This is a genomic window from Adhaeribacter pallidiroseus (assembly GCF_003340495.1).
Lineage (GTDB): Bacteria > Bacteroidota > Bacteroidia > Cytophagales > Hymenobacteraceae > Adhaeribacter > Adhaeribacter pallidiroseus.
Window position 1 is genome coordinate 2,302,352 of record NZ_QASA01000001.1, and the last position, 17,085, is coordinate 2,319,436.

General features: G+C 45.4%; 21 protein-coding genes. 1 reads left to right on the top strand and 20 read right to left on the bottom strand.

Features of this window, described 5'->3' with window-relative positions; translation table 11 throughout:
• Positions 1-37: 37 nt before the first annotated feature.
• From AHMF7616_RS09060 to AHMF7616_RS09090, 7 genes are all read right to left on the bottom strand, one after another.
• Positions 38-2,947, bottom strand: a complete 2,910-nt coding sequence (locus AHMF7616_RS09060) for a phage tail tape measure protein (RefSeq protein WP_115372599.1) — start codon at positions 2,945-2,947, stop codon at positions 38-40.
• 5 nt (positions 2,948-2,952) lie between these two features.
• Positions 2,953-3,474: a hypothetical protein gene (locus tag AHMF7616_RS09065; protein ID WP_147275640.1), complete on the bottom strand. Its 522-nt coding sequence runs from the start codon at positions 3,472-3,474 to the stop codon at positions 2,953-2,955.
• Positions 3,475-3,580: 106 nt separating this feature from the next.
• A complete protein-coding gene (locus tag AHMF7616_RS09070; RefSeq protein WP_147275641.1) occupies positions 3,581-3,949 on the bottom strand; it encodes a hypothetical protein in 369 nt (122 codons plus the stop codon).
• Entirely contained in the window at positions 3,942-4,172 is a 231-nt protein-coding gene (locus tag AHMF7616_RS09075) for a type II toxin-antitoxin system HicB family antitoxin (RefSeq protein WP_115372602.1), read from the bottom strand. The genes AHMF7616_RS09070 and AHMF7616_RS09075 overlap by 8 nt, the downstream gene beginning before the upstream one ends.
• A complete protein-coding gene (locus AHMF7616_RS09080) occupies positions 4,172-4,423 on the bottom strand; it encodes a type II toxin-antitoxin system HicA family toxin (RefSeq protein ID WP_115372603.1) in 252 nt (83 codons plus the stop codon). The genes AHMF7616_RS09075 and AHMF7616_RS09080 overlap by 1 nt, the downstream gene beginning before the upstream one ends.
• Entirely contained in the window at positions 4,410-4,733 is a 324-nt protein-coding gene (locus AHMF7616_RS09085) for a HigA family addiction module antitoxin (RefSeq protein WP_115372604.1), read from the bottom strand. The genes AHMF7616_RS09080 and AHMF7616_RS09085 overlap by 14 nt, the downstream gene beginning before the upstream one ends.
• Before the next feature lie 95 nt (positions 4,734-4,828).
• Positions 4,829-5,626: a hypothetical protein gene (locus tag AHMF7616_RS09090; RefSeq protein ID WP_147275642.1), complete on the bottom strand. Its 798-nt coding sequence runs from the start codon at positions 5,624-5,626 to the stop codon at positions 4,829-4,831.
• A 2-nt stretch (positions 5,627-5,628) separates the two neighbouring features.
• Here AHMF7616_RS09090 and AHMF7616_RS26350 point away from each other — a divergent pair, with 2 nt between their 5' ends.
• Positions 5,629-5,787: a hypothetical protein gene (locus tag AHMF7616_RS26350; protein WP_158546124.1), complete on the top strand. Its 159-nt coding sequence runs from the start codon at positions 5,629-5,631 to the stop codon at positions 5,785-5,787.
• 15 nt (positions 5,788-5,802) lie between these two features.
• Here the strand turns inward: AHMF7616_RS26350 and AHMF7616_RS09095 are convergent, their stop codons facing one another.
• The 13 genes from AHMF7616_RS09095 to AHMF7616_RS09155 form a co-directional block, all read right to left on the bottom strand.
• A complete protein-coding gene (locus tag AHMF7616_RS09095) occupies positions 5,803-6,297 on the bottom strand; it encodes a hypothetical protein (protein WP_115372606.1) in 495 nt (164 codons plus the stop codon).
• Positions 6,294-7,274, bottom strand: a complete 981-nt coding sequence (locus tag AHMF7616_RS09100; RefSeq protein WP_115372607.1) for a DUF6712 family protein — start codon at positions 7,272-7,274, stop codon at positions 6,294-6,296. The genes AHMF7616_RS09095 and AHMF7616_RS09100 overlap by 4 nt, the downstream gene beginning before the upstream one ends.
• A 1-nt stretch (position 7,275) precedes the next feature.
• Positions 7,276-8,568, bottom strand: a complete 1,293-nt coding sequence (locus AHMF7616_RS09105) for a hypothetical protein (RefSeq protein ID WP_115372608.1) — start codon at positions 8,566-8,568, stop codon at positions 7,276-7,278.
• Complete coding sequence (locus AHMF7616_RS09110) at positions 8,568-8,882, bottom strand: hypothetical protein (protein WP_147275643.1); 315 nt, start codon at positions 8,880-8,882, stop codon at positions 8,568-8,570. Before AHMF7616_RS09110 ends, AHMF7616_RS09105 begins: the two co-directional genes overlap by 1 nt.
• 344 nt (positions 8,883-9,226) lie before the next feature.
• The gene (locus AHMF7616_RS09115) at positions 9,227-10,702 is read right to left on the bottom strand and encodes a hypothetical protein (protein ID WP_115372610.1); all 1,476 of its coding nucleotides are present in this window, start codon (positions 10,700-10,702) and stop codon (positions 9,227-9,229) included.
• The gene (locus AHMF7616_RS09120) at positions 10,686-11,219 is read right to left on the bottom strand and encodes a hypothetical protein (protein WP_115372611.1); all 534 of its coding nucleotides are present in this window, start codon (positions 11,217-11,219) and stop codon (positions 10,686-10,688) included. Before AHMF7616_RS09120 ends, AHMF7616_RS09115 begins: the two co-directional genes overlap by 17 nt.
• Positions 11,220-11,370: 151 nt before the next feature.
• A complete protein-coding gene (locus tag AHMF7616_RS09125) occupies positions 11,371-11,685 on the bottom strand; it encodes a hypothetical protein (RefSeq protein WP_115372612.1) in 315 nt (104 codons plus the stop codon).
• On the bottom strand, positions 11,685-12,473 hold the full coding sequence (locus AHMF7616_RS09130) for a hypothetical protein (RefSeq protein WP_115372613.1): 789 nt from the start codon (positions 12,471-12,473) through the stop codon (positions 11,685-11,687). Before AHMF7616_RS09130 ends, AHMF7616_RS09125 begins: the two co-directional genes overlap by 1 nt.
• A gap of 212 nt (positions 12,474-12,685) precedes the next feature.
• On the bottom strand, positions 12,686-13,357 hold the full coding sequence (locus AHMF7616_RS09135; protein WP_115372614.1) for a hypothetical protein: 672 nt from the start codon (positions 13,355-13,357) through the stop codon (positions 12,686-12,688).
• 91 nt (positions 13,358-13,448) lie between these two features.
• On the bottom strand, positions 13,449-14,405 hold the full coding sequence (locus AHMF7616_RS09140; RefSeq protein ID WP_115372615.1) for a hypothetical protein: 957 nt from the start codon (positions 14,403-14,405) through the stop codon (positions 13,449-13,451).
• A gap of 70 nt (positions 14,406-14,475) precedes the next feature.
• Positions 14,476-15,831: a S49 family peptidase gene (locus AHMF7616_RS09145; protein WP_147275644.1), complete on the bottom strand. Its 1,356-nt coding sequence runs from the start codon at positions 15,829-15,831 to the stop codon at positions 14,476-14,478.
• Between the two features lie 91 nt (positions 15,832-15,922).
• The gene (locus tag AHMF7616_RS09150) at positions 15,923-16,393 is read right to left on the bottom strand and encodes a YiiX/YebB-like N1pC/P60 family cysteine hydrolase (protein WP_115372617.1); all 471 of its coding nucleotides are present in this window, start codon (positions 16,391-16,393) and stop codon (positions 15,923-15,925) included.
• Positions 16,369-17,079 carry a hypothetical protein gene (locus AHMF7616_RS09155; RefSeq protein WP_115372618.1) on the bottom strand — a complete coding sequence of 237 codons (711 nt, stop codon included), beginning with the start codon at positions 17,077-17,079 and terminating at the stop codon, positions 16,369-16,371. The genes AHMF7616_RS09150 and AHMF7616_RS09155 overlap by 25 nt, the downstream gene beginning before the upstream one ends.
• Positions 17,080-17,085 lie beyond the last annotated feature (6 nt).

The window sequence follows — 17,085 nt, forward strand, 5'->3', positions numbered from 1 at the left end:
AGAGAATCACTAACCTCAGTAGCCACTACGTAGGCTTTTAGCAACGTTTTTGAGTTTTAATTTCTTCCCTTATGCCTCGCATTTCGGCAACGAGCACGCCAAAAGCATCCGTATTAGGTCCACTCGGGCTAGAAACAGAACCATCGGAATACATGCCACCATTAGCCATATGCACCTTCGAGCCGCCTCGATGTAAAGAAGAATCTAGTAGTTTATTGATTAGCGAACCATTGTTGGCTACGGTATTTCTACTAAGAATCATGTAGGCCTCGCCTTTCTCCCATTCGCCCAGGTGTTCACCGGTCGCACCATCTACCATTTGAATACCACCGTTGGAGTGCAATTGGCCACTACCAGCAATACCAGCCGTAGGATTGATGGTGCCGCCATTAGCGAACTTTCTAGTGCCGCGCCAAGTATCTGCTCCGGCAGAAAAAATCCTGTGGCCAGCGCCTTTAAATAAACCTCCTAGGCTAAAACTAGGTAAAGGAGTTGCGGCAATTTTGGCCGTGGTGAGGGTAGCTAAAATACCGGTGGCAATTTGCAGAGGCACATTAGGAGCTGCTTTAATTACGCCTAATAATCCTGCCATTATAGAGTTCGCAATGTTGGCCGTTTTTTCATCCTGCGCCGCTTTCTTTTTAAGGTTGCGGGCCTTAGCATCATAATTAGTTTCTATCGCGTTTTTGCCGTTTTCGTAGCTTTCCTTGGATATTTTACCAGCGTTGTATTCCTGCTGCAACTTTTGCAAGCGAACCTGTTTATCTTTATCCAGCTTACTCATTTCCCGATCATTGGCAATTTTCTTAAACTCGAATAAAGCTGCGGTGCCTGCTTGGATTTGTTCCATCGCAAATACGTTTTTCTCCAGCTCGGATTTTGAACGCTGCTCGGCATACGAGGCGGTTATTTCGGATTTCTTCTGCTCGTACTGGTCATGTATGAGTAATTTTTCTTCTTCGGTTAAGGTGGTATTTTGTAATTCTAATTGGGTTTGTACATCTAATCGAGCTTTTTCGGCGGCTTCCATTGCGCCTAAATTGCCGCTTGACTTGGCTATGTTTACATCCAGTTCCGCGCGACCGTTGGCAATCCTGGCTCTAACTTCCTGTTCCTTTTTAGCCTGTTCTTCAACTTCTTTGAGTTTTTTGGCATCCGCTTCTTTCTGAACCTGGGCAATATCGGTTACAAGTTTTTTCTCCAGCAATTCCTTGATGGTAGCCTTTTGTTGGGCGGTACCCGTGGCAAGAGAAATTTCACGGCGGGCCTGCTCCTGAAGTGCCGCAATCTTACGAGCCGTTTCATCAGCGATATTCGCAATTTCTAAATCACGAATGTAGTTTTGCCTCTCGAGTTCTTCTTTAGCAAGCTGCTCCTGTTTTTTGCGTAATTCCTCGGCAGCTTTCTCTCGTTCCTTACGGAGTTTTTCAGCCGCTTTACTAGCTTCATCGTTGGCTTTGGTTTCAGCCGCAAACTTGCGCTTTCCTGATTCCACTACGACAGTTTCCGAGGCGGCTAGTGCTTCTTTCTGGTCCTCGAAAATATTGGTAAAACCATCCTTGATGTTGCTGAAATTTTTGATGGCATTGGCTTCCATCTTATCGACCAGCGAACTAAAATTTTCCTTCGGGTCAATTTTGAAATCCGCACCAAAGAAATTAGCCGCTTTCTTGCCTGCAAAAACCAAGATATTAAATTCATCTACTGCGAGTTGAATAAAGCCAGCTAAAGCCTTTAATGGAGTAAGGGAAAGATTGAAGGCAAAAGCCAACGTTTTCATAATTACGCTGCCTCGGTTGGCTCCTTCAAAGAAGGGAAATAAGGTAGCAAACAAGCTGCTAAAGCTATCCCAAAGGGTTTCTATCGTTTCTCCCAAGGATACAAATACCTCCTCCAGTGGCTCGGATTCTTCCAGCATATCGCCGATTAAGGCGGCTCCTTCTTCCAGCACCGGTAGCAATCCCTCGCCAATGTTTTCCTGCATCACGCCGATCACATCGGAAACACGTTCAAAGCCATTAGCTCCATCATTAAGAGCCGCTTCCGAGGAACCTTTAAACTTATCAAAAGCATTAGTGATACCTTCCACCGTTAATTTGCTCTGATCTAAGGTAATACCGGATTTCTGCAAGGCTTTATCTTTGCCAAGCAATGCGGCGGTAACATCATCCGTAGCACCAGCCAAATCTTTTTTGTTGGCCGTGGCATAATCCAAAAGTTTAGGGGTTAACCTTTCAATTTCAGCGGCGGTTAAGCCAAAGGTTTTTAGTTGGGCCTGTGCTGCCTGAATGTTTTCGGCGCTAAATCCAAAAGTCATCATTTCCAGCTTGTCGGACTGGTCCAAAAGGCGCTGCAAACTTCCTTCTGATTCGCCGCCAAGCGTTACTACGGCATTTTTTAGATGGCCTGCGGATTGTTGGGCCTCGTTAAATGCGGCCACTGATTCTTTCCCGAAATTGAGAATTTCGGTGCCGACCTGCTTAATTCCATCGTACAGCGCCGTACCTGTCAGAACACCAAGGGCACCTTCTTTCACTTTTGACCATAAGCCGGTAGCTTTTTGCTGCTCGTCGCCAATGCCCCGCATGGCCGCTTTTACTTCTTTGGCCCGGGCTTCCACTTGGGTTAATTGTTTGGACTTATCTATAAAAGATGCGGTGCCAGGAGTTAAGCCTTTCAACTCGCGGTTTAACTCGCGGCTTTGTTTCTCCAGTTGGTTAAGCGTTAAAGCAGTAGTACCTAAAGAGGTTCTTAAGGTATCGACTTGCTTATTTACCTGGGTTAGCTCCTGGTTCGCCTTAACAAATTCATCGGTTCCCCGCTTCATATTTTTTAACTCATCGGTAATGAGTTTTTGCTTGCGGGTTAGATTGTCTAATTCTACTGTTGCTTGCTCGGTTTTTACGTCCAATTCAACTTGAACCTTATCGGTTCTTACTTGTGCCATTGCTATTATTTTTTAAAGTTTGCTGCGATGTGTTTGCCAGATTCGGCCACATAAGCCGTTGCGATTTCATCGCATAGCTTATTGATGGAGGAAAAGAAAGTCTTGTTAAACCACTTGCCGGGGGTGTGCTGGTAGTTATTTTGCATACTTACCGCAATGCCCCAGGCAATGCGATTGATGGCCTTAGCCTGCGAAATAGGGATAGTGCCCCGGTCATAGCCCGGACTGTAATTAAATTTGCCAATACCCACGTTCCGGACAAATTCTTCCAATGCCTCAATAGGTGGGCGCTTCTTAAACCGTAGGGTATTCATATCCCGCATGCGGCCAGAATCATGAAAAGAAAGCAGCATTTTGGCCGCTACATCACCGGAGCGGCTTTGCACTTGGGCCACTAAAGAATTGTAGGTTTCCTTGCTTAAAGTTACCCGCTTATTCTTCATGCTTTGCTTCAAAAGGGAAAGAACCATAAAGCTCCATCCCTCCAGCTTGCCTTCGACTAGTTTATCTAATTCTTGTTTTGTCATGGTGCCAAGGTACAGGCACCGAAAGGTTAAGGGTAGGACGTAAAAAAAAGCCAGCCGGAGTAGGCATAGGCGCTACTCCGGCTGGCTTTTTTTTACAAATAAATATTTAAATAGAAAATTTTTGTAGCTTTCGAATAACAGGCTGATTGTTAGTTTGATTTCTTGTCTTCCGAATTTCTTTACGTTTTTGAGCCGCTAAGTCTTTTTCCAAAATAGCTTCAATACGCTCCCTTTCGGGTGTTCCTCTTTCGCCGTAGTCCTTAGTAATTAATTCTTCCAAAGTAAGTCTCCTTTTGGGAGTTTTAATTTCCTCTTCCAGTTCACCTAGAAAATCTTTAACTGGCGTGGTTTCAAGTTTACCTTTTTTAAACAATTCTACATCACTTAAAACTTTCCGAAAACGCTTAGTCAATTGAGACACTTGCAGTCTATGGCGTAATTTTCTTTGCTTGGCGGTGCTCTTGTTACTAGGCATACATTACTTTTGGTGGTGGAATGGCTCGGCCCAATTCTTGGGCTGTTTCAATCCACTCCTGTATAATAATTTCTACATTAGTTAAAACCTCCACTGAATTTTTACCATCTGCCATACAGCCAGGTAGTTCCGGCACTTCGGCAATGACCGCATTATCTTCTTCACTCCAATAAAGAAGAACTTCATATCCGGCATGGCTTGTTATTTTTTGAAGATATTCCATTAATCGTTCAATTTATATTTATTGATTATTTCTCTTACTTGTTTAACCTGATAAGGCTTTGCCTTGCTCCCAATGGGTTGAATATTAATCATTTCAGCTACTCCATCTTTGAAAAAAATTTTATGGCTAGTACCCCTTTGCCTTTCATCAAAACCGAGCCGATGCAAAAGATTTACTAATTCATCAAATTCAATATTAGCATCCGAACTACCATTTAAGATTTTTTTTATTAGTTTTTCAAACTTGCTCATTCTTCAAAATATGGGGAGTCTGCAAAAATTTTTTTCTTTCGCGATAGAGGTCATAGTCTATTTGCAGCCTGAGCCAAAATTCGGCTTCAATGCTTAATTCTTTTTCCAACCGCAAAGCAATATTAGCCGTGATATTGCGCTTCTTTTTGGTAATCTCCAGCAAATGGGCGGGGTAAACCCCAATTCGCATGGCAAAGTTGGAAATTTTGAACCCTCGGGCATTTATTTCATCTTTCAACACTTCGCCGGGATGTACCTCTATATTTAGTTTGATCTCCTGGCCATCTGAACCAATTATCTTGTTTAGCATACCTTTTTTTTAAATTATCATACCCTAAGATACGTATTTTATTGTAATTGATTACACAAATAGTGTAATTAATTACAATAATTCTGTACTGGATTCTAACTATTTTGTTCTAATTCTTTGCGCTGGTAGAACTTCTTTCGCAAATGAAATAAGATGGTGTGCAAGGCAGTGAAGGCAGTTTTTTCCCAATCGCCAAAGGTGCCGGTTTCGGCTAAATCATCTATAACGCCAATCCACCCTAAGTTAGGACCTTGGACTGCGGCGCTACTTTTGGTTTTGGATTCTTCAAAAATTTCCCGGTAGCTGGAGTGAATCACTTTTTGGCCTTGAATGAATCGCTGCAAAACAATGATTTTGGTGAGGATATCCAGGGGGCCAAACTCCTGCGCGCGGCGTTCGGCAATTTTAGAATTGTATTTTTCGCGCCGATCGCCGTTCCACTCGGGGTCGTTCACATTTAATTTTTTGGCCTGCGGGCGGCATAAGGTGGCCACTAAAAAATTGATGGCTTGGGTATCGGGATTCTGCCGGCTGAAGGCCCGAAAATAATGGTCAGCCATGCCGTACTCGATAATGGTAAGGTTAGAAAAATCTGACTCCGGCAAAATATACTGTACCTGGTTAAAAGAAAATTCGCCAATCGCTTTTTGGTCAACTGGTTTATCCCAAACCCATAAACATTGTTCCTGGAGCCTAAATACGTCAAAGGCATCCATGCGCCGAAAAATAGCCTTCGGGATGGGAAATAAAACCTTTAACAAGGCGCTGCGCACTTCCGGATTATGGCGGTCAGCATACACAAACGGCAACAGCTCATAAACCTGCTTTTCCGTTAGCTCCTGCCACTCGGTAGGCATCTGGCAAGGTTTCCCATTCAGTTTAAAACTAAGCATTTTTGGCTGGTTCTAAAGGTGGTGGGGGTGGATTGGAATGGCCGGGAAAAGTTACCGTAATCGGAGCCTTAAAGCAGGCCAGTACCGCTACCCACAACACGAATAATACCTGGCTACCGACCAGCAACCAAACCCAAAACGGAGCCTGGCTAACGGGGTAACGTTCCGCTAAAATTTTAATTAACAGTAGGCAAAACTGGCTCACTAGCAGCCGGGTTGACGTTAAGCGCATCTTCTTTAATTTTAGAATCCAACTTTTGATTGATGGTAAAGGCTAAATCTCTATTAATCCAGCCTAACAAGCGGAAATTTTTAACGAGCGAAATCATGGTTACGGCGACCATCGGCACGAATACAATGTGCGTCAGGAGCGGCATTACGCCTCCGGCTTTGCTGAACTGGAAAGTATAAAATAGCAAAGAAGTATAGGCCAGCATGGTAAAAATAACCCGTTGGGCTTTAATTTCGCAGTAGCCTTTGGATTTGTAGGCGTACAAAATGCCCGTGCAAAAATCCAGGAGTACCAGCGACATTACCAGAAAATAAGTTTCGGCTGGACTCCAGATATGGCTATCTACAAAGCCATAAATAAGGCCGATTAGTGCCCCGATGGAGTGAATAAATACTTGGTAGTTAAGCAAGTCAAAGGTGGGGGTTGGTAGCTTTTTCATACCCAAAAAGATGCTGAATCCGTGTTATCTGGTGCCTGCCACGTTTGGTTTTTATCGGCGGGCAAGTTTTCGCCGGTTTGGTTGGTTAGATCTAACTGGCGCAATACCTCGGCCATGTAGCGGTTCGCTAGCAGTTCGGCTTTAGTAGCCAGGTTAGCAATTTGCGATTCCGAAGCGGCCAGCCGGGAACGAATACCATCGTTCTCGTTTAAGATTCTGATGCCGGTACCACTTATTACCATGGGCAAATCCGGTAGGGCTTCTTTCAAGGCAAATTGCGCCAGCGCCGGTTTAATTTTGGCGGCCAGGGTATTTAATTCCGGATTCGGAGCTGCAGACAATTGCTTTAACTCGGCTAGCAACTCGTCGCCTACTTCCGGAGCGATGTATAAAATTTCGGCTCGCTCCAGATAGGGCCGCAACGCCAGATAAGCCCGCCGGCTATTCTGAATATTAACGTACCGGTTCAACTCGGCCGTAGAAGAAATTAGCAAACTAGAAGAAATGGTATACTGCTCGGAATTTTTCCAGAAAGCAAACAGCTCGGCATCTTTTTCCAGCAATTCCAAGGCAGCATCTAAAAGCCGGTCGGCATTTTCCGCCGTGGCATTTTCGGCTTGATTGTATACCCATTGGCGAACGGGCATCATATCCTTAACATTGGCTTCCTGGGTACCCAAATTACCGGTTTGCTGGGTTAAGAAGGGTTGGGCCTCCAGCATAGTATAATAAGCCAGCGAAGCGGCTAATAATGCGTACAGCTCGGCGGTTACGCCCTCGAAAGCCACCACGCTTAAACTATCGGGAGCTGTTACCGTGATGCCGGTGGTTAGTTCGTTTAAAAATGCCGAACCAATGGCCGGTACTAAATATTTCTGCGTTGCCAGTATCACAAAGGGTTTAAGGGTGGCAAAGGTGGTATTTTTCGACAAAGTGCCGTAATACAATTTCAGGTCGGGCGTAGAATTTAATAGCATCTTATTGGTTATTATTTACGGTTTTTTGTTGGCCGGTCGGGTTCTGGTCCAGCGTAGTGAGGCTTATATCTTCAAAGCCAATAAACTGCTCGCGCGGCCACCATTTCAAAATTGGTTTGGCTACCTTGTTAAATGGTTCGAGTAAAATTTTGCGCTTATTCGGCGTGCGTAGGGCTATATGCAGTTGGTAAGAAATCCGCTTTTCGGAGCCGGAACCGCCTAACTTGCCGCCCGTATCAATTCCGGCTAGACTTGGATCGATACCATGCCCGCTTGTATGCGCTATGTTGGACTGATTATTTACATTTGTATAAGCATCGTCGGACATCTTATTTTCAATAGGCAGTATCTCCCATCCTGGTATTTGTTTGCCATTGGCATCTACCAAAAACTTGCTAACAAAGGCTTTATCCGCGTTTTCGGTGCCCGCTAACATTTCGTTCATCACTCCCATTAGCCGAGTTTCTTCTTTTTTCTTCTCGTCATTGGTTTTGAATTGGTCAAAATAATTCGCCGGTATCTTGATGTGATACTTGATGTTATAGCCGTTTTTCAGGCCGCTTTTATGGAAGTTTGGAATCAGGTTACTAACCCGCGTCCATTCCTCGGTTCCCCACCAAGGCGGTACATCGTAGTAGGGTTGGCCGGGAACTCTATCCCTGCCGTGGTACATGAAATCACCAAACTTAGTCGGGTTGATGCGGTCGAAGGCGGGCAAATTTGCTAAGTCGGATTCTTTGTAGTTGGCCCAATCCGGATGCAATAAGTACTGCTCGATGTTTTGCTGTTTGGCTAACATCTGCGCGGCCCGTACGTCCGTACAATCCCAGGATTTTAAAGTAAGGTTACTGGAAGTGTCCAGGCTAAAAGAGGTAAAAACATTGTGCGCAAACTCCAGGTTGTAGGCGGCGCTGCGCATGTAATTATCGGCATCGGTTTCCTCTAACCAATCCTCCAACTGCGGGTTAATAACCGGCTCTAAAGCAATTTCATTTTTGCCGGTAGTCGGGTTGGTTACAATTTTTCTTTCGAAGATGGATAACCGGGAACCTAGTAAAAAGTCGCGGCTGGTATAAATCAACTGCGGTTTAATGTGGTTGCCGTACACCAGGTGCAACATATTTTGGGGCTTCAGGTTATCGGCTCCCCACTTGGCTACTTTCCAGCCGCCCGAGGTGGTAATATTTTTTTCTGCGAACAGATTGTCTTTGCGGGTTCCTCCCGAAAATTCCACGACTGCTTGTGCATCGCGCAAAACATAGAAGTTTTCGCCTGCTTCAATTACTGATTCCATTAGTGTCGTATGCGTTGGCCGTTATAGTGAGTTAAAAGAGAAATTTTTAAGGCGAATGGCTGACCGGTCCTGTTATCTACCAGCATGAACAAGCCGTTATTTTTGATGTTAATGCGAAATTTGTTACCGGATTCCTTCTTGGTTCCCTCGGTCGGATGATTAGAATAATTGCCCGACTTCCGGACTCTTTCTTTAAATCCTTTTTGCCCGTTTGTTTTGATGTAGTTTAAGGAAAAGGTATGCAGCCGGCCACCGATTTCGTATTGGTCTATCTCGGCAAGTACCTGGGCCATTCTGATTCTCGTTTCTGACATTGTGTTTTTTTAGCAATGTTACTGGAAACTGGAGCTAGAGGGTAGGACGTAAGCTGCCGAAAAAGTTTTGCGGTCAAATTTTTTGTAATTGCCTTAAAATCTGCTACTTGTTTCGAAAAAGAGCTTGAAAAATGAGGTATAACGCACTGTTGACTGCGCGCCCTTTAGCGGTTTGGAAATTTCCAATCAAAAAAATCAGGGATATATGAAAGGCCCTCCCGCCGCCACCAAATAGCCCTTTGCAGCTTACTAAGGCACTTTCCATTGGAAATTTCCATTATAAAAGGAGCAACAAAAAAAGCGTGCAGGATCCTGTACGCCTTGTTATAGGGAAGTTTCTTCAGTTAGATGGTGTATACCAATCCAGCGAGGCTTGTTTGTACGCCGAACATGTGGGCATACTTGCGGTACACGATGTTATCGAAACAGTCAGCTAAGTGGGTAGCCCGTTCCTGTTCCATCAGCAATCCTTCACTCTTTTTACATTTCTTCCAATCCGGTAGAATAGGTGAGTTCTGAATGGAAATTGCCAGAAACTTGCATTTGTCCTGGTGCAGTCGGATCTTAGGTAAGCGAGAGTTGGTTTCTGCCAAGAGTTCATTGATCAGGATGTGCTTCAAGCGGTGGTCCGGATCCAGGCCTTCTACCATTAAGGTAGGTTCCCAGCCATTAGCCCTCAGGGTTTCTTGAATATGGTCATAAAAGGTTTTGTTATCACCAGCGCTTTTATTATTCCCGTTTCTATCCCCGTATATCAGCACTTCTTTACATTGGTGGCCGGCATAGTCCTCACAAAATTGTTCCGTAAGAGCTATCACGAGTGATTTATCTTCGGCTTGTTTCTTCCAAAGGGCATCCACACACCGGAACTCGCTACTGGTTTCCTGACAGACGATCATGGAAGTAAAGGCGGCATTGAAATCCCAACTGGTTTCCAGGGGCGCACTCGGTTTATAAAAGTTATTACCCATGACCCAAATGCCGGTTTCCTCATCATACTGGTAGGAATAAGTATCAAACTTCAGGTGCCGATCTTCATTAAACGCCGGATAGAAACTATTCGGGAGTTTCTTCAGGCGTTTATTCATTACCTCTACATCAAACTCGATGCTGCTCATTTCCTGTTTGAGACCGGCGAGATAGCCTGCTCCCAATACGGCCACGTTATCGTAAGCCGTACTCTCGAGAAAGAAATAATCTTCCGGATGCGATTTAGCATTCTCTTCCGTTTCAAACACCCACTGGCCACTCGGTAACCAGGGCACCGAAGTATAATCACAAAAACTTTGGTGCAGGTAGTGCGTGAATCGGTAGATGTTGCCCCGGATCATCGGGCGCAGCACCTTAAAAATCACTTCGCGCTTAAATAGGGCGCTTTCATCCACGTCGCCGCCGTCGTAATTACCACCTCTCCCACTATCCGGCCGATCCATGGAAAGTACTTCGATGGTATACCCATTGATGAAGGTAATAGCATTTTCGTACTTGCGCGGAGCTTGGTAAGGCTTCATAAAATGGGCGGGTGGGCGTTGGCAAACCACGTAATGCCCTAAACCGGTTTTCTTATCAAATTCCCGTAAGCCGCAGGCATGCCAGGCATCCATAGCGGAAGGGAGCGTTTTGGTGTAAGCCTGGTTATAAGTTAAACCAGCCAGAAAGAATTTAGCGCGGGCCAGGGCATTATAATTCAGGTAAGTGCGATGCCCGTAAACCGTAGACTTACCGGATCCTCTACCACCCACAAAACCACGTCTTTTCTGCCGGGCACTCAGAAAACGGCGCTGTTTATCATTCACGTAGACCCTACTTACCTTCTTCATCGTCTGCTTCCTGGTAATCGGTATCTATTGTTTCTTCTTTTTGATGGTCAATCAGCACTTGCGCATCGGTCGTAAAGATGATTTCGGTTGGTTTCACGAAATCTTGCGGATTCATAACCTGTTCGCTTACCGTGTACAAATCATAAATTCGAGCGGCATTTTCCTGGGCCCGGATCATGGCATTGTAATCTTTTTGCTTTTGAGCCAACTTTGCGGCCCGTATAAAGTTTTCGTAGGCGATGTAGCGCATGCCATCCTTCTCCGACTTAGTTATATCGCCGAAGAGCTCAATGGTATCGCGTACTAGGCTATAAGCATAGCCGTGCGCTACCAGGCATTCTTTGGTTAGAATGGTAATAGTGCGCAAACGGGAATAGCCATTACACAGCAGAGCATTGGCCCGGCGGTATTTGGCTAGCATTTCCGTTTGCTCCGGAGTTAATGCGGCATTGCTAAGCAGATGATCCCGGTATTTATCCAGCTTATCGCCCTTTCCTAATAGTTCTGTTTTTGCCATATAAAAAGCTTTGCTACGAAGGTGCAGCAAAGCTTGAGACAAGGGTAGGACGAGACAGTAACGTACAAAAAGGCCCAGCTACAGGGTAACCGGGCCTTTTAAGAACACCAATGAGTATACTATTAAGAAAACTACGAAAAAGCTTTTATGATCAATTTAAATGAATTTTGGGCACCGGTATGTGGTAGAACTCCGACTTTTTGCGCGCATTCACGTACCGGTCAATTTCTGCCTGGGCCTTCTTACAAGTAACTTCCATAATCACCGGATCTTGGATTTGGTGCGGCCACAGATCACAATAGAATCTAAATTCATCTATTGGCTCGGTACCTGGTCCGGCATCAATTCGCAACACGGATTTACCATCAAAGCCATTTTGAAACCAAATATTATAGTTCTTACCATTAAAAAAATCCCGGATGAATTGTTGCGACTCGAACGCCGGTTTTCTCTGTTCCTCTGCCATTAACCTACAAGTTTGATTTTGGCTTCAACTGCGTTTAGCTCTATTTCCAGTTTCGCCAATTTTTCCTGCTTGGTAACATCATCCGGTTTGGCTTCTAAGGCTTTTTTGGCTTTGCTCACGCTACTACGAAGGCGGTTACGTACCTCAATTAGGGTGGCTTTGTCCTCGGTATTTTCGGCATTGGGTACCGGTTCCGCTTCCGGAAATTTACCGTGTTCCTGAAAGTATTGCTTAGCCTGAGCGAGCTGGTTATAATGCTCCTGCTTATCCGCAATCGCTTTTACAGTTTGGGCCCTTTCTTCATCCGTAGCCAGATCAGCCAAGGTATTCGACAGCATCGCCTTTTCGTTAAAGAGGCTTTGCATTTTTTTGTCTACTTCTTCCAACGATAAGGTGCGATTCTCCTGGTCAATGGTTTGGAGAGCTGCCAGCGTACCGGCATCCACTTTTTCCGGTTCTTTCGGTGGCTCTGGATTTTGACCAGTGGCCGGGGTACCTGGTGGAAAGTTAGGAACGGGTTGCTCCAATTTTAGCGGCTCCTGGTTCAACTGGTTTGCTTCATCAATAGCCACAAAGGAAATTTGGGGGTTCTCATTAGCCTCTGCCTCAATTCGGGCAGTTGCGTAAATCTTTCCGAGTTCGTAAGCAAGCTTGGCGGTATTGGCATTATTTTCCTTGCGGCGGAGGTTACTTACTAGGGTGCGGTTTTTGGTGGCTTTCTCTAAAAGTAGGATTCCTTCTTGATAGTCTTTAGTTTCGGAATCAAGCCACAACTTGATTTTATCCATTTTTGGCGGTTTGATTGCTATACAGACAAATCTACCAGAAATTACGTGCAACGCAACAAAAAAAAATCCTTAACCTTACGGGGTTAGGGATTAAGATTTAAGTAGGGCGGCTCTTTGCCTATCGGGTCGCTAATCTGCTATTGGGGCATACTGAATCTCGTGTCAGTCCTGGTGCTAGATGCTCGTTAGGGCGAAAGAGCCGTTGGGCTTACTTAAACTACGGCCGGAGCTTCCGATTCCAGTTCTCCATCGTAAAACAACGGCGGGTGGTTGGTACCCACGGTAAACTTATAATCGCCACCGTTTTTATCATTGTATTTTTTGCCGGATTTGTAGTCAATATCAAATTTCATCGGGCGCTTTTGGGAACCACCGATCATTACTTTATCGTCCGGCGTTTTTACCGCCACGACAAATTTGCCATTCAAGGCGTTGGCCACTACTTCCGCGATTTCTTCGTTCATCCGTGGAATGTACACGCCGGTTTCCTGGCTGAAAGTTTGGCTGCCGGCTTCTCCTTCGGATTTGAATGTTATCTCGCCGGTATCTTCGGCAAAGTCCCACTTAGCCCATTTCTTGCCGGTTTTAAGCACTATATCGCCATCCAGAACTACTTTAGAGCCTGCTTTAAAGCCAGGCCAGGTTAAAATATCGCGTTTCAAAACAACGTACAGTTCGTACAAGCCGCCGGTGTTAGCGCCGCACTCATCTTCTTTGATGGATGCTACCGAAATACAAGTAGCCAGAACCATTGAAGTAGAAGAAGCTAAGCCGAGGGCTTCGCTCACGCCTAAATGGGTGAGGCCGTGGGTTTCGGTGAAAAATACCAAGCCTAATACAGTTAAGGCTACGGTGAACAAGGTTTTAAATATTTTAGGTATCATGCCTATGGATTGATTAAAGGATTTTTCGATTGTTTAAATTGTGGCTGGCCTTACGGGGCCAGCCACTAGGGGTAAAAAATTGCGGGTTATACTATTCTTGGTCGTTGGTCCAAACTAAAGCACCTACCCCAAATTCGGGAGCGCACTCGAAATCCATCAGAACGTGAATGTTTCTTTTCTCTTTCTCAATAATGATGGAGTTAACATTGGCTAAGTTGTTAGCTAACCAGAAAATGTTTACTTCCGGAGTGATGATAATCCGGTTAGAACCAGCCATAGAAGGCTCGGCAATAAAACGGATATTAGAACCTTCAATACCAGATTTCTTGAACTCGGTATTGTATGGCAGGCTACCGTGGGTAATTTGGTAATCTTCCATGTAAGCCTCTATTTTGCTAGGAGCCGCCAAGCAAATTAATGGCTGGTCACGGTATTCTTCAGCTACCAATTTCTTAACGCCTTTGAATTGCTCCAGAGCGTTCGTTTCGGTAATCGGGGCACCGGCAAAAATGTTAGCAGCAGGTACTTCGCCGGCTGTAATCATTGCTTTTAAAATGGTTAAATAACCATTCATGGTGTCAGCAGCAGCCGTTCCGGTTGGATTGTGAACGCCTTTGTAAACTGCTTTCAAACGCAGATCAGCTTGCGCTTTTTCTACAATTTTACCCATGAAGAAAGATTCAAAAGGCAAATCGTAAGGAGAGCTTTTAGCCGCAGCCTTGGCAATTTCACCCAGGTAAGATTTCCAGATACGGTCAATGTCGCTTTGCTTGAAAGTTAAATCCACTTTACAAGGGCGTACTTTACCAATCCGGGCTTTGAATTTAAACCCACCTTTGGGGTTGAAATCATCTTTGCCACCTGGTTGCAGCACTTCGCCGATTACTAATTCCGTAAGTGATATTTCATCATTACCGATTAACAATTGCGCATAAGAAAGAAAAGACATTCCATCAATTAATAACTTGGTTAGGATTGAGGAACTGTTAGACAAGCTATATGCTTTTAGCTTGTCCGGTAAGGCTGAAAAATCAATTACATCTGCCATAAAAATTTTGAATAAGGGATTGAAAAATTGTTTTAGGGTTTAGGGTTTGTTTTAGGGTGTTGTGGGCTTATTACTTTTGGGCTAATTCTGCTTTGTATTTGTCGGCTTCCAATTCCCACGGTGCTTTCGGGGCAGCATCGGCAACCGGATTGGTTAGCGTATCTTCCGCTTTCGCTCCGGGCTTGGCGGCGTTGGCTTTCCATTGTTCCAGTGTGGTAAGTTTGGCTTGTAAATCAGCTTTATCGGTGGTAAGAGCTGTTTTCTCGCCGGTTAAAGTGGCAATAGTGGCTTCTAAGCCTGCAACTTTATCCAAGGCGGCATCCCGTTCTGTTTCCAGAGCAGCAAGCGCACTTTCGGCGGCCTGGGCCTGTACATCGGTTAAATCGGCATCAGCCGTTACTTGATCAACTACCGCTTCGGTAGTGGCATCTACTTCTGTACCTTCGACAGCAGCAGATGGGGCCAGACCTAAAAGGCTCGCCAGTTTGGGAAATTTTAGCATATCAGATTTTTGAGAATTATTTGAATTTTGAGATTGTGCGGGGGTTTTAGCCAGTTTAGCGGCCCGGGAAACGGCATCTTGTAAAGAGCCTACTTTGTCTACCAAGCCTAATTTGATAGCATCTTTGCCGTTGTAAACTTTAGCCGTGAATACTTCCTCGGAAGTAATTTTTGCGCCACGACCGGCTTTCACGGTACTAATAAAAGTATCGTTGATGGAATTTAAATCGGCTTTAAAATCGGCAATGGCTTCTTCGGAAAGGGGCTCGGTGCTGTTTCCTTTTACTTTATCGGTGCTGCGATCAGCGGTGATATAAGTAACTTTCACGCCTTGCGCTTCCAGGTTTTTGCTTATATCCATGTGTTTTATCAGCGTTCCAATGGAACCGGCCCAAGCGGTCGTTCTCGAGGAAATGAAAATTTCGCTGGTTTGCGAAATGGCCCAATAAGCGGCACTGGCAGCTAGTCCATCCACGTACCCTACAATGGGTTTGGCGCTGGCACTAATAGCAGCTCCCAGAGCTTCCGTACCATCCACGGCCCCACCGGGAGAATCTACCAGCAGAACCATTGCGGAAATGCTGGCGTCGGCATTGGCTTGTTCTACCCAGGCAATAACATCTTTAGAGCCATAAGCACACATATTGCCGTTTTTCATCACCGGACCAACCAAAGGAATCACGGCTACCCGTTGTTCCTGGCTGGCGGCGCTGCGGCCGGCGGCAGCTTCAAAAGAAAGAATAGAACAACCAATCTCACCGGCCCCAATAACAGCTACCTGCATCGTAGGGCGCATGGACTTTGCTTTTTCTAAGGCGGCTACATCGGCAGAACCACTCGAAAACATTTTAGAAATAATGCTTTCGTGTTGCGCTACGTACCGTGGGTCTATGGCCCAAACTGATTGTTCTAGTAATTCGATCATTTTCTTTGCTACTTGGCCGAAAGGCACTTGCCATTCGTTAAAAAGTAAGCAAAGATGGTAGGCGGGAATGCCCGAAAGTAGGACGGGAAAGTTAAGCTGGTTTCGCGGTTAAATAGGCTTCTATCGACTGGGGGGTTGCTTCCCACCAATTCGGGATTTGGTAGACCAAGGCAATAAATTCAAAGCAATAAAGGCGTTTGGCTCCGGCTCCGGCTCGCCGGCCAAACCACTTGTTAAATAATTTGCGCCAAACGTGATTGACGCAACTCCAGTAATCGTAAGGCAAACCTTCGTAGGCGAGTACCTGGGCTAAATCACAGGATCCACTTAACAATTTTACTTCCCGCGGGAGTTGCTTACACCAGTCCGCGTAAGGTGTGCGCTGGAGGGTGGTGCCGCCTTTGGCTTCTACGATAAATACTTGATCAGCAATCACGGCCACAAAAACGGCGTGGTTCCAGTTAGAACCAAGTACTTGCCGAATGGCAAATGCTTCCAGAGAGTACTTGGTATGGCACAGCAATACGTTACCGGTTTTCAGACTACTACTATTCGGGTACATGGCATGGAGCTGGCAGTAGTTACAAAAAGTAGATAAGTGCCTTTGGGTACATTTTCAAAGACATTGGAAGTTTGCACCTGGTAGTCGCCTAATTTATACAGTACCATTTCGGCGGCGGCTCCATCGTGGGCGCTAACGGTTACGGTGGCGGTATAAGAATAAACCGGCTCAACGGCGGGCACGTAGGGCGTTAACTCATAATGGGTTTCTTCGTCAAAGGTCGGCAGAATGGCCGGGGTTCCCTCACTCACCAGAAATTGCGGATTGGGTTCTACCTGGTGCGTAAAGCTAAGCGGCGGGTAGAAATTTCCATCCGAGCCATAAATACCGTAGCTGAAGCCGTACACATCAATTAAAAGGCCGTTTACCTGCATTTTATCCAATCGCTCGCCGATCGGCTCCCCTAACTTTAAAGTGAGGTAATAGAAGTACGCCTGGTTCTCCTGGGTAATGGCATTAAATTTTTTCTGCTCCTGCTTAATAATCGAATCGTTGGCCGCTAAGTGCTGTACCACGTATTCTACTTCCACGGCTCCCCGGTTGGCGGCGGCAATACCCAAAAGAATATACCGCTTCCGGATGCCTAATTCCGGCTCGGTTACAATGACTTGCCAGTTACCGGTATAATCAGCCGGTACTATTTCAAAGGAGTTAAGGGCGTAAGCAAAAGTTAAAGAACTGGTCATAATTTC